Below are 12,375 nucleotides of genomic sequence, written 5' to 3'. Positions count from 1 at the left end.
ATGCTAGATGATCTTGGAAAAGCGTGCCCGTGTGCGATCGGTCTGCAGGTACTTGTCAAACACCATGGCCACGGCGCGCACAAAGAACCAGCCCTGAGCCGTGACCTGGATGCCGCTGTCGTCCACCAGCACCATGCCCTGGGCCTGCAGCGACGCCAACGCCTCAAGCTCCGGGGCAAAGTAGCTCTTGAAGTCGATCAGATAGGCCAGGTTGATGGACTCGAACTGCAGCTGTCCTTGGCACATTAGCGCCATGATGACGGCGCGGCGCACCAGGTCGTCCCGCGTGACGGCCAGGCCGCGCACGGTAGGAAAGCGGCCCTGGTCCAGGTAGTCGTAGTACTCGTCCAAGGTCTTGGCGTTCTGGCTGTAGGTTGCACCAATGCGGCCAATGGCGGAGACACCCAGCGCGATCAGGTCGCAATCGGGCTGGGTGCTGTAGCCCTGAAAATTGCGGTGCAACCGGCCCTGGCGCTTGGCCACGGCCAGCGCATCGCCGGGCAATGCAAAGTGGTCCATGCCCACATAGACATAGCCAGCCCCCATGAACGCCGCGAGCGAGCGCGACAGCATGGACACCTTGGAGGCCGCACCCGGCAGGGCCACGGTGGCAATGCGGCGCTGCGGCTTGAAGCGCTCAGGCAGGTGGGCATAGGCATAGAGCGCAATACGGTCGGGTTTGAGCGTGGTCACCTGGGCCAGCGTGCGGTCAAAGGATTCGGGGCTTTGCTGGGGCAGGCCGTAGATCAGGTCCACGTTGATGGACTCGAAGCCGCGCGCGCGCGCCGCCTCCACCAGCGCAAACACCTGCTCGGCTGGCTGGATGCGGTGCACGGCCTTCTGTACAGCAGGGTCAAAGTCCTGCACGCCAAAGCTCAGACGGTTGAAGCCCAGCTCGGCCAGGGTGTCCAGGCGTGTCGTATCGATGGTGCGCGGGTCCACCTCGATGGAATACTCCCCCCCGGGCGCAAAGTTGAAGCTGCGCCGCAGCATGGCCATAAGCTCGCGCAATTCGGTATCGCTCAGGAAGGTGGGCGTACCACCACCCAGGTGCAACTGGCTCACCATCTGGCCCATGCCCATGCGCTCGGTGTGCAGATCCACCTCGCGGCTCAGATAGCGCAGGTAGGTGGCGGCCTTGTCATGGTGCTTGGTAATGATCTTGTTGCAGGCGCAGTAGTAGCACAGCGACTCGCAAAACGGAATGTGCACATACAAAGACAGGGGCAGCGCCAGCGCGGCCGCGCCACTGCGCCGCTGGGCCAGGGCCTGGGCGTAGTCATCGGCCGAGAAGGCCTCCACAAAGCGATCCGCCGTGGGGTAAGAGGTGTAGCGCGGCCCGGAAATATCGTAGCGGGTCAGCAGACTTTCGGATACGGGCACGGTTGCATGGGCGGCTGCGTTCATGAATACTCCAAACTGGCAGCTCCAATGTGCCGTAAGCGGGACTGCACCCACTTGACCTACATCAAGGAGATCGCCGATGCTTGGGCGGATAATTGATTTGCATCAGGGGAACACCATGCTTGAACACGCCAACCCGTCCAACAAAGCTGCCGACACACACGCGTCCATTCCGATCACGCCGGTGGGCTTGAGCGCTCAAGCAATCAAGGTGGCCTGTTCCAATTGCAACCTACGCGAGTTGTGCATGCCCCTGGGCCTGAACAGCAGCGAACTCGACAAGATCGACGAGGTGGTAGCCAGCCGGCGCAAGATCAAGCGCGGTGGCAACCTGTTCCGCAATGGTGACCGTTTCACCAACCTGTACGCCATCCGCACCGGCTTCTTCAAAACCTGCGTGGCCTCCGAAGACGGGCGCGACCAGGTCACTGGTTTCCAGATGGCGGGCGAGGTCATGGGCCTGGATGGCATCGTCCACGACCACCACACCTGCGACGCGATCGCGCTGGAAGACGCTGAAGTCTGCGTCATGCCCTTTGACCGCATCGAGGAACTCTCGCGCGAGGTGAACGCCCTGCAGCGCCATGTGCACAAGATCATGAGCCGCGAGATCGTGCGCGAAAACGGCGTCATGCTGCTGTTAGGCAGCATGCGGGCCGAGGAGCGTCTGGCCGCTTTTCTGCTCAACCTGGTGCAGCGCCTGCACGCACGTGGCTTCTCGCAACATGAACTGGTGCTGCGCATGACACGCGAAGAGATCGGCAGCTACCTGGGCCTCAAGCTCGAAACCGTGAGCCGCACCTTCTCCAAGTTCGTGGACGATGGCATTGTCGAGGTCAAGCAACGCCACGTGCGCATCGTCAACACCGAAGCGCTCAAGGACATCGTCAACCCCAAGGTCTGCAACTGAGGCCCCCTCCCTCGGGCAGCTCCCCCTCTTTCTCCGCCCATCCCCTACATCAGGGCTTGGCCCCTGGCGACACCGGGCGCAGGCCTGTCGCTGCATGGTTGCGCGCCTGCATGGACGGTGCCAGGCTCTCCGGCGCTACCGTTTGCGTACTCAGCGTGCGATTGATTTCCAGCCCCTTCTGGTAATAGTTTTCGTCCACCACCGGATCGGCGCCGGACACTGCAAGGTACATCGTGACAAAGCCGGCCACCACCACAATGGCAGGGCCGGACAGGACCAGCCAGACGTGGCCAAAACGCCACCAGGGCTGGGCTTCGGGTGTAGCGGTGCTGGTCATAAAAACTCCTGGTAGAAACCTAGCGGGGAACGATAAATACCGACTTCTCGTGAACCTGGTCGGCAACGCCGGTGCTGTCCAATTGGAACTGGATGGAATGGGAACCGGCTACGGCCCCCTCATACGGAATCTGCACCCGCACCGCCACCCAGCGTGACTCCGTGGCACCAACCGCCACAGTGGGCGTGTCCAGCAAGGTACTGATGCCCTCCAGACCAGTGGCCGTGATGCGGAAATCCAGATCCTGTTCAGTGGCGTTCATGATCTGCAGGCGGTATACGTTCTCAATGCGCCCGCCCTGCACGATGCGCGCCAGCGTGCCCCGGTCACGCACCACATCGACCTTGAAGGGCGTGCGCAGGCCCAAGCTCACCAGCATGGTCACCACTACGGCCAGCAGGATGCCGCCATAGACCAGCACCCGCGGGCGCACCACATGGCGCAGGATCTCGCGCCGGCTCCAGTGTTCGCTCACGGCGTGTTCGGTGGAGTAACGCACCAGGCCAGGGGCGTAGCCCATCTTGTCCATGACCGTGTCGCAGACATCCGCGCAGGCGCCGCAGCCTATGCACTCGTACTGCAGGCCGTTACGGATATCAATGCCCGTGGGGCAGACTTGCACGCATAGGCTGCAGTCCACACACGAGCCCAGATTCAGGGAGCTGAGGTCAGCCTTGCGCGAGCGCGCGCCGCGCGGCTCACCACGCTCGGCGTCGTAGGTGACAACCAGCGTGTCCTTGTCAAACATGGCGCTCTGGAAGCGCGCATACGGGCACATGTACTTGCAGACCTGCTCACGCAGGTAGCCCGCATTGCCATAGGTGGCAAAGCCGTAGAACAGCACCCAGAAGATTTCCCACGACCCCAGGCCCAGCGCCAACACTTCGGCAGCCAAGGTACGGATGGGCGTGAAGTAGCCCACAAAAGTAAAGCCCGTCCACAGGGAAACTGTCAGCCACAACCCGTGCTTGGCCGACTTGCGCCACAGCTTGTCCAGCGTCCAGCGCCCGGCATCGCGGCGCATGCGGGCGGATCGATCGCCTTCGGCAAACTTCTCCAGCCACAGAAAGATTTCGGTATAGACCGTCTGCGGGCAGGCATATCCGCACCAGAGGCGGCCCGCCACCGCGGTAAACAGGAATAACGACAGCGCAGAAATCACCAGCAGGCCTGTGAGATACACAAAGTCCTGCGGGTAAAGCACCAACTTGAAGATGTAGAAGCGCTTGGCGACCAAGTCAAACAACACAGCCTGCCGATCACCCCAGGGCAACCAGGGCAGGCCATAGAAGACCAACTGGGTCAGAAATACGAGCGCCCAGCGCCAGCGGGAGAAAACCCCGGAGACGCTGCGCGGGTATATCTTCTTGTGGGCTTCGTACAGCGCCACCATCTCCGCGTCTGCACCGGGCGGGGCCTCTATGGGGCCGCGGTCGCTCGACACAGCGATGGGAATGATGGGCCGTGACGACTCCGACATGCAGAGACCTTATTGCTTGGCTGCCACTGCGCCGTTGGAGAAGCCCCAAACATACGAGGCCAGCACCTTGATCTGGGCCGGACTGAGCTTGTCGGCCTGCGCGGGCATCTGGTTGGTCTTGCCGTTGTTGATCATGGCCACGATGGCGTTCTCGCCGTAGCCGTGCAGCCAGATGTCATCGGTCAGGTTGGGGGCACCCAGAGCCGTGTTGCCCTTGCCGTCGCCACCGTGGCAGGCGGCACAGGCTGCAAACTTGGGCTTGCCCAATGCGGCGCGCACCGAGTCATGCGGGCTGCCCGAGAGGCTGAGCACATAGTTGGCCACGTTTTTCACATCGTCCGCGCTGCCCACAGCCGCTGCCATGGGGGGCATTTGACCTATGCGGCCCTTGGTCAGGGTTTCCACAATCTTGTCCGGGGCGCCGCCATGCAGCCAGTCTGCATCGGTCAGGTTGGGAAAGCCCTTGGAGCCGCGTGCATCCGAGCCGTGGCATTGGGCGCAGTTGTTCATGAACAGGCGTTCACCAATGGCATGGGCCTGCGGGTCCTTGGCAATTTCCTCGGGCGGCATGGCTTCGAACCGGGCATACAGCGGTGCCACTTCCTGCTGGCCCTTGGCCATTTCGGCCTGGTACTGGCCCTGCTGCGTCCAGCCCAGCTTGCCAGCTGCAGTGCCCAGGCCCGGGTACAGCGCAAGGTAAATGCCGGCAAACACGATGGTGATGACGAACAGCCACACCCACCAGCGCGGCAGCGGGTTGTTCATCTCGCGCAGGTCACCGTCCCAGACGTGGCCGGTCGTGTTGTCATGGGCCGTCATGGCCTTGGCCTTGCCACTGAACCAGAGCAGCAACAGACAGGCCACGATGCCGCCCACGGTGATGGCGGTCACAAAGACCGACCAGAAGTTGTTTGTAAAGTCGCTCATGTCTCTTCCTTTGTTGGGCTTCAGTCCTGCTCGAAGGGGAGCTGGGCGGCCTCGTCAAAGTCGGCAGTGCGCCGCTTGGACCAGGACCACCAGACGATGCCGATGAACACGACGAAGCTAACGACAGTGGTCAGGGAACGCAGGGTGTTGATATCCATGGTGTGCTCCTGTGGGGCTTACTTGAGGGCCAGGCCCAGGGATTGCAGGTAGGCGATGGTGGCTTCCAGCTCGGTCTTGCCCTTGAGCTCTTCCGCAGCCTTGGCGATTTGTTCGTCGGTATAAGGAACGCCTACCTTGCGCAGGGCCCGCATGTGAGTGGGCATGCTCTCGGCGTCCACCGGGGTCTTCTCCAGCCAGGGGTAGGCCGGCATATTGGACTCGGGCACCACATCGCGCGGGTTGCCCAGGTGGATGCGGTGCCACTCATCGCTGTATCGGCCACCCACGCGGGCCAGGTCGGGCCCGGTGCGCTTGCTGCCCCACTGGAAGGGGTGGTCATAGACCGACTCGCCCGCCACCGAGTAGTGGCCGTAGCGCAGTGTCTCGGCGCGGAAGGGACGGATCATCTGCGAGTGGCAGTTGTAGCAACCCTCGCGGATGTAGACATCGCGCCCGGCCAGTTGCAATGCGGTGTAGGGCTGCACACCGGTGATGGGCTCGGTGGTGGACTTCTGGAAGAAGAGCGGAACGATCTCCACCATGCCCCCTACCAGCAGCACCAGCAGGATGAGCACGATCATGAGGAAGTTGTTTGTCTCGATCTTCTCGTGTGAGAGGCCGGAGCCTTGGTTCTCTTGTGCCATGTTCTGGTTCTCCTCAGGCGTGGGCTGCAGCGGCAGGAATGGTCACGCGGCTGGCGCGGCCCGCCGTGGCGGTCTTGATCGTGTTCCACAACATGATGAGCATGCCGCCGAGGTACAGCAGGCCGCCCAGCAGGCGCAGCACATAGAAGGGATAGGTGGCCTTCACCGATTCGACGAAGGTGTAGGTCAGCGTGCCGTCGGGGTTGATGGCGCGCCACATCAGGCCTTGCATCACGCCGGCAATCCACATGGCTGCGATGTAGATCACGATGCCAATGGTGGCCGTCCAGAAGTGCAGTTCGATGGCCTTGACGCTGTACATCTGTTTGCGGCCAAACAGGCGGGGAATCAGGTAGTACATGGAGCCCATGGTCACCAGACCGACCCAGCCCAGGGCGCCGGAGTGCACGTGGCCCACGGTCCAGTCGGTGTAGTGGCTCAGGGCGTTGACGGTCTTGATGGACATCATCGGGCCCTCGAACGTGCTCATGCCGTAGAAGGACAGGGACACGATCAGGAAGCGCAGGATGGGGTCGTCACGCAGCTTGTGCCAGGCACCGCTGAGCGTCATGATGCCGTTGATCATGCCGCCCCAGCTGGGCGCCAGCAGGATCAGCGAGAACACCATGCCGACCGATTGCGTCCAGTCCGGCAGTGCGGTGTAGTGCAGGTGGTGGGGGCCAGCCCACATGTAGGTGAAGATCAGCGCCCAGAAGTGGACGATGGAGAGGCGGTAGCTGTAGACGGGGCGCTCGGCCTGCTTGGGGATGAAGTAGTACATCATGCCCAGGAAGCCCGCAGTCAGGAAGAAGCCCACCGCGTTGTGGCCGTACCACCACTGCACCATGGCGTCCTGCACGCCGGCGTAAGCCGAGTAGCTCTTCATCCAGCCGGCCGGAATGGCGGCGCTGTTGACCAGGTGAAGGATGGCCACAGCGATGATGAAGGCGCCGAAGAACCAGTTGGCCACGTAGATGTGGCGTACCTTGCGGGTCCCCACAGTGCCGAAGAACACCACCGCAAACGACACCCAGACCAAGGTGATCAGAATGTCGATGGGCCACTCCAGCTCGGCGTATTCCTTGCCCGATGTGTAGCCCAGCGGCAGCGAGATGGCAGCGGCCAGGATGACAAGTTGCCAGCCCCAGAACGTGAACGCCGCCAGCTTGTCGCCAAACAGGCGCACCTGGCAGGTGCGCTGCACCACGTAATAGGCTGCGGCAAACAAACCACAACCGCCGAAGGCGAAGATCACCGCATTGGTATGCAGGGGTCGCAAGCGGCCATAACTGAGCCACGGAATGCCGAAATTCAGTTCGGGCCAGGCGAGCTGGGCCGCAATGATCACGCCCACCAGCATGCCCACCACGCCCCAGACCACGGTCATGATGGCGAACTGGCGCACAACGGTGTCGTTGTAGACCGTCGCCTGTTGATTTGGAAATGCCATAGTTACCTCTTCTTGGATTACTGCAATTGAGTGTCTTGCGCCCTCACCTTTTGCAGGTTGACATGGGTCAACCCCTACAGAAAAACCCGGAACTTTCTTCAGGGGTCATCCCGCAAAATGCGCTGCCCCTCGGACTCGATGTCCTCGAACTGCCCGCGGTCTATGGCCCACCAGAGGCCCCCGAGGATGAAAAACACCAGCACCACCGACAGCGGGATCAGTAAATAAAGGATGTCCATCAGGCCTCCGCAAGGGTGAAGGAAGGTGCATGTGGCGCGCGCGCCAAGCGCAGGGCGTTGAGTACCACCAGCAAAGAGCTGCCAGCCATACCCAAGCCAGCAAGCCACGCCGGCAGGTACCCCGCGATGGCCAGCGGCACACAGGCCGCGTTGTAGGCCAGTGCCCACCAAAGGTTTTGCCGCACCACGGCGGCCGTCCTGCGCGCCAGCGCCAGGGCGGTGGGCACGGCATCAAGACTGCCAGCCAGCACCACGAGGTCGGATTGGGCTTGCGCCAGCGGTACCGCCTGGCCAAAGGCAAAGGAAACATGGGCGCCGGCCAGCACCGGGCCATCGTTGAGCCCGTCGCCTACCATGGCTACAGTTCGGCCTTGGGCCTGCAACCGCTGCAGATAGGCCAGCTTGTCGGCGGGCGCACACCCCCCCAGGGCGTCCGCAATGCCAGCGCGCTCTGCCACCTGCAGCACCGCAGCGGGCTGGTCGCCAGAAAGCATATGCACTTGCACGCCAAGCGCCTGCAGCGCCGCAACAGCAGCCCGCGCTTCGGCACGCACATCCTCCTGCAGCACAAAGCTGGCCAGCCAGCCCTGGGCGTCGGTCAGATACACACACAGGCCCGAAGCCGCGGGCGCAGGGGGAGTGAAGCCACAGAACGCAGCAGAGCCCAGGCGCATGGTCTGCGCCGCCGAAGTGCCCAGCTGCAAGCCACCCTCCACCCCTTGCCCCGCTGATTCCTGCACGGCAGCACAGCGCCAGCCTGACGCACCACCCTGCACCGCCGCCTGTGCCAGCGCCCGCGAAGCCGGGTGCAGCGAGTGTTGCGCCAGGGCTGCTGCCATGGCCAGTGCATCCTGCTCACCAAGACCTGCGCGCACCTGCACCGAGCGCAGCACCATGGCATCGCGCGTGAGTGTTCCGGTCTTGTCAAACACCACCGTGTCCACGCAAGCCAGCACCTCCAGGCTGGGCAGCTTGCGCACCAGTACACCGGCCCGTGCCAGGCTGCCAGCGGCCGCCAACATGGCGGCGGGCGTGGCCAGCGACAGTGCGCAGGGGCAGGTCACCACCAGCACGGCCACCGCCACCATGAGCGCGTGGCCAGGGTCTTGCGGCCACCACCAGGCGCACGCCAGCGCTGCGGCGGCCAGCACAGCCAGCAAGAAGGGCTTGGCCAGTCGGTCGGCCAGCATTGCCGCATGTGGTTTGCTGGTCGCGGCGCTTTCCATGAGCGCCACGATCTGCGCGAAGCGCGTGGCCTGCCCCACCTGGCTGACACGTACCAGCACGGTGGCCAGCAGGTTGTGGCTGCCCGCCACCACAGCAGCGCCTGTGGCACGGGGCAGCGGGCGCGATTCGCCCGTAAGCAGCGCTTCGTCCACCAAGGTGCTGCCCTGCTCCACCACGCCATCGGCCGCAAAAGCCTCGCCGGGCTGCACGCGCAGCAAGTCGCCCACCACCAGGCGGCGCACAGCCACGCGCTCATAGTCGCCAGTGGGTGTACGGCGTTCCACGCTGTCAGGCAGGCGGTTCATCAGCGCCTCCAGTGCGCCGGCCGTGCGGTCGCGCAGGCGCAGCTCCAGCCAGCGGCCCGAGAGCAGGAAGAACACAAACATGGTGAAGGAGTCGAAGAACACCTCGCGGCCAAACAGGCCTTGCGGGTCAAAGGTGCCCGCCGTGCTCACGGCAAAGGTAATCAGCATGCCCAGGGCCACGGGCAGGTCCATGCTGACGCGGCGCTGCACCAGGTCGCGCAGGGCATTGCGAAAGAACGGCCCGCATGAAAACAGCAGCACCGGCAGGCTCAGTACCCAGGAGGCCCAGCGCAACAGCTGCTCCATTTCGGCGCTCAGGTCCCCGGGCGTGGCCACATAGGCGGGCCACGCATACATCATCACCTGCATCATGCACAGGCCGGCCACCGCCCAGCGCCACAGGGCCTGGCGAGCTTCCAGGCGGCGGCGCTCGCTGGCGAACAGGTCATTGGCGGGCACCGCGCGGTAGCCCGCCTGCTGCACGGCCTGCATCCAGCGCGAGGGCATCACCGCATCGGACGACCAGACTACCCGTGCGCGCTGGCTGGCCGCGCTCACGCGGGCACTGAGCACACCCGGCACGCGGCGCAGCGCGTCTTCCACCGTCAGCGCGCAGGCCGCGCAGTGCATGCCTTCGATGAGCACACTGGACTCCCACTGCGTGGGCAGTTGCACACTCGCGCGGCTGAAGGCACTCCACTCTTGCGGGTCGTCCAGCAAGGCCAAAGCCGCAACCGGATGCGGCGCAGGCGCTGAGGGGGACGCAAAGCTGGCGGCGGTCATGGCGGCAAGTTTGCCGAGGCAAGCCGTTACACATCTTGACGTAGATCAAGCCAAACGCCTGCCGGAGGCGTAGGCTGAAGGCTCATACCAAGGAGTCCCTATGTACCAACGCATTCTTGTCCCCACCGATGGCAGCGCGCTGTCCAAAAAAGCCATCAACACCGCCATCAGCCTGGCCCACATCTGCCATGCAGAGCTGGTCGCCCTGCAAGTGGTGCCGCGTTACCCGCAGTCCTACTTTGACGGCGGGGTTGCCCTGGTGCCCGAAGACATCAAGCAGGTGGAGAAAGCCTGGAGCGATGCCGCACAACTGGTGGTCGACGCCGTCAAGAAATCGGCGCAGGCCAAGGGCGTAAAAGCCAAGGCCGTGGTGGTGCGCTCCGATCTGGTAGCCGACGCCATCCAGGCCACCGCGAAGAAGCAGCAATGCGACCTCATCGTCATGGCCTCGCATGGCCGCAAAGGCATCAAGCGCCTGCTGCTGGGCAGCGAAACGCAGCACGTGCTGACCCACGGCAGCACGCCCGTTCTGGTATTGAAGTAAGCGGGTGTAACCCGAGGTAACGCCGAGGCACCAGGGTGCGCTTGCGTCCTACCATGTCATCTTCTGAACCACAGCGAGGAGGAAGACATGACACCCACCCACACGCCCACGCACCGTGTCAACCGCAGCTTGGTAGCCGGCGCCGCATTCGCCGCCCTGATGGCACTGGCCGGCTGCGCGGGTACGCCCAAAGACTTCACCTACACCGTCCCCGCCCAGCCCGAGGGGTCTTCTGGCTACACCGAAAAACCCGGCTGGACTACTGAGAAGTTTGCGGTAGCGGCCGCCAACCCGCTGGCGACCGACGCGGGCTACCAGATCCTCAAGGCCGGTGGCTCCGCCATCGACGCGGCCATTGCCGTGCAGATGGTGCTGGCCCTGGTGGAGCCGCAGTCCAGCGGCATCGGCGGGGGCGCCTTCCTGCTCTACAGCACTGGCAAAACGGTAGAGGCCTTTGACGGCCGCGAAACTGCGCCCGCTGCTGCCGATGAAAACCTATTCCTGGGCACTGACGGCAAACCCTTGCCCTTCTACGACGGGGTGGTGGGCGGCCGCTCGGTTGGCGTTCCCGGCACCGTGCGCATGCTGGAGATGGCGCACAAGCAACACGGCAAGCTGCCCTGGGCCACGCTGTTCCAGCCCGCCATCCAGCTGGCCGAAGGTGGCTTCAAGGTCAGCGCGCGGCTCAACACCCTGGTCAAGGCCGACGCGCACCTGAAGAAAGACCCGGTGGCCGCCGCCTACTTCTACAAGCCGGATGGCGATGCGCGCGACGTGGGCTTCAACCTCCGCAACCTGGAGCTGGCCGCCGTGCTGCGCCGCATTGCCACGGAGGGCAGCAAAGCCTTGCACGAAGGCGAGATTGCCCAGGCCATCGTGGACAAGGTGCAAAAGCACCCCACCAACCCCGGCAAGCTCAGCATGGCCGACATGGCCAACTACCAGCCCAAGAAGCGTGAGGCCCTGTGCTACGACTATGAGGCCGTCAGCCGCGCCTACCGCATGTGCGGCTTTCCACCGCCCAGCTCTGGCGCGATTGCCATTGGGCAGATCCTGGGCATCCTGAACCATACCGACGCCGCCACCAAGCCCCTGCAGGACGGCCTGCCCTCTGCCGACTGGCTGCATCTCTATACCGAAGCCTCGCGCCTGGCCTTTGCCGACCGCGGCCAGTATGTGGCCGATCCCGATTTTGTGCAGCCCCCCGGCGGCAGCTGGAGCAACCTGCTCGCGCCCGACTACCTGGCGGACCGCTCCAGGCTGATTGGCCCCCAGAGCATGAAGGTCGCCCAGCCAGGCACCCCGGGCGCCATCCGCACCAGTTACGCCCCCATGCCCGACCAGCCCGAGTACGGCACCAGCCATATCAGCATCGTCGATGCGGCGGGCAACGCCGTGGCCCTGACCACCACCATCGAAGACCAGTTTGGCGCACGCCAGATGGTCAAAGGCTTTCTGCTGAACAACGAGCTGACCGACTTCAGCTTCGCCCCCGCAGACGCGCAGGGCCTGCCGATTGCCAACCGGGTGCAGCCAGGCAAGCGGCCCCGCTCGTCCATGTCACCCACGCTGGTATTTGACAAGGCCACGGGTGAGCTGCTGATGAGCGGTGGCAGCCCCGGTGGCGCAGTCATCATCCACTACACAGCCAAGACGCTGTACGGCGTCCTCAACTGGGGGCTGACGCCGCAGCAGGCGATCAACCTGCCCAACTTCGCCTCGCTCAACGGCCCCTCGCTGCTGGAGGAAAAGCGCTTCCCCGTCGCCACCGTAGAGGCCCTGCGCACACGCGGTGCCGAGGTACGCGAGATGAACCTGACCAGCGGCCTGCAAGCCATCACCGTGGGCAAGGCCAATGGCAAGAAAGTGCTGACCGGTGGTGCCGACCCGCGGCGCGAAGGCGTGGTGATGGGGGACTGAGGGTTTGGGTGCCATTGAGGGCATCAGTCCCCGTCGATAGTGCGCG

At 64.0% G+C, this 12,375-nt stretch carries 12 protein-coding genes; 3 read left to right on the top strand and 9 right to left on the bottom strand.

What is annotated here, in order from left to right:
* Positions 1-3: 3 nt before the first annotated feature.
* Complete coding sequence (hemN, locus tag AC1RNN_RS03690; RefSeq protein ID WP_493085889.1) at positions 4-1,407, bottom strand: oxygen-independent coproporphyrinogen III oxidase; 1,404 nt, start codon at positions 1,405-1,407, stop codon at positions 4-6.
* Positions 1,408-1,594: 187 nt separating this feature from the next.
* Between hemN and fnr the strand changes: the two genes are divergently transcribed.
* A complete protein-coding gene (fnr, locus tag AC1RNN_RS03685; RefSeq protein ID WP_493087061.1) occupies positions 1,595-2,314 on the top strand; it encodes a fumarate/nitrate reduction transcriptional regulator Fnr in 720 nt (239 codons plus the stop codon).
* Positions 2,315-2,363: 49 nt separating this feature from the next.
* Here the strand turns inward: fnr and AC1RNN_RS03680 are convergent, their stop codons facing one another.
* The 8 genes from AC1RNN_RS03680 to AC1RNN_RS03645 form a co-directional block, all read right to left on the bottom strand.
* Positions 2,364-2,651, bottom strand: a complete 288-nt coding sequence (locus tag AC1RNN_RS03680) for a FixH family protein (protein ID WP_493085890.1) — start codon at positions 2,649-2,651, stop codon at positions 2,364-2,366.
* Positions 2,652-2,670: 19 nt separating this feature from the next.
* A complete protein-coding gene (gene ccoG / locus AC1RNN_RS03675) occupies positions 2,671-4,131 on the bottom strand; it encodes a cytochrome c oxidase accessory protein CcoG (protein ID WP_493085891.1) in 1,461 nt (486 codons plus the stop codon).
* A gap of 9 nt (positions 4,132-4,140) precedes the next feature.
* Positions 4,141-5,058, bottom strand: a complete 918-nt coding sequence (gene ccoP, locus AC1RNN_RS03670) for a cytochrome-c oxidase, cbb3-type subunit III (protein ID WP_493085893.1) — start codon at positions 5,056-5,058, stop codon at positions 4,141-4,143.
* A gap of 20 nt (positions 5,059-5,078) precedes the next feature.
* The gene (locus AC1RNN_RS03665) at positions 5,079-5,216 is read right to left on the bottom strand and encodes a cbb3-type cytochrome oxidase subunit 3 (RefSeq protein ID WP_493085895.1); all 138 of its coding nucleotides are present in this window, start codon (positions 5,214-5,216) and stop codon (positions 5,079-5,081) included.
* Between the two features lie 18 nt (positions 5,217-5,234).
* The gene (ccoO, locus tag AC1RNN_RS03660) at positions 5,235-5,861 is read right to left on the bottom strand and encodes a cytochrome-c oxidase, cbb3-type subunit II (RefSeq protein ID WP_493085897.1); all 627 of its coding nucleotides are present in this window, start codon (positions 5,859-5,861) and stop codon (positions 5,235-5,237) included.
* A 13-nt stretch (positions 5,862-5,874) separates the two neighbouring features.
* On the bottom strand, positions 5,875-7,311 hold the full coding sequence (gene ccoN / locus AC1RNN_RS03655) for a cytochrome-c oxidase, cbb3-type subunit I (protein WP_493085899.1): 1,437 nt from the start codon (positions 7,309-7,311) through the stop codon (positions 5,875-5,877).
* Positions 7,312-7,409: 98 nt separating this feature from the next.
* Positions 7,410-7,550 (bottom strand): cbb3-type cytochrome oxidase assembly protein CcoS, encoded by a 141-nt coding sequence (ccoS, locus tag AC1RNN_RS03650; RefSeq protein WP_493085901.1) that lies wholly within the window; start codon positions 7,548-7,550, stop codon positions 7,410-7,412.
* On the bottom strand, positions 7,550-9,865 hold the full coding sequence (locus tag AC1RNN_RS03645) for a heavy metal translocating P-type ATPase (RefSeq protein ID WP_493085903.1): 2,316 nt from the start codon (positions 9,863-9,865) through the stop codon (positions 7,550-7,552). The genes ccoS and AC1RNN_RS03645 overlap by 1 nt, the downstream gene beginning before the upstream one ends.
* A 100-nt stretch (positions 9,866-9,965) precedes the next feature.
* Between AC1RNN_RS03645 and AC1RNN_RS03640 the strand changes: the two genes are divergently transcribed.
* Both AC1RNN_RS03640 and AC1RNN_RS03635 read left to right on the top strand, forming a co-directional pair.
* Positions 9,966-10,409, top strand: a complete 444-nt coding sequence (locus AC1RNN_RS03640) for a universal stress protein (protein ID WP_493085904.1) — start codon at positions 9,966-9,968, stop codon at positions 10,407-10,409.
* 87 nt (positions 10,410-10,496) lie between these two features.
* The gene (locus AC1RNN_RS03635) at positions 10,497-12,329 is read left to right on the top strand and encodes a gamma-glutamyltransferase family protein (protein ID WP_493085905.1); all 1,833 of its coding nucleotides are present in this window, start codon (positions 10,497-10,499) and stop codon (positions 12,327-12,329) included.
* Positions 12,330-12,375 lie beyond the last annotated feature (46 nt).

The sequence above is a fragment of the Rhodoferax sp. GW822-FHT02D07 genome, from assembly GCF_058802405.1.
Note: the sequence above shows the minus strand (reverse complement) of the source record. Positions and strands in the feature narration are given on the sequence as shown.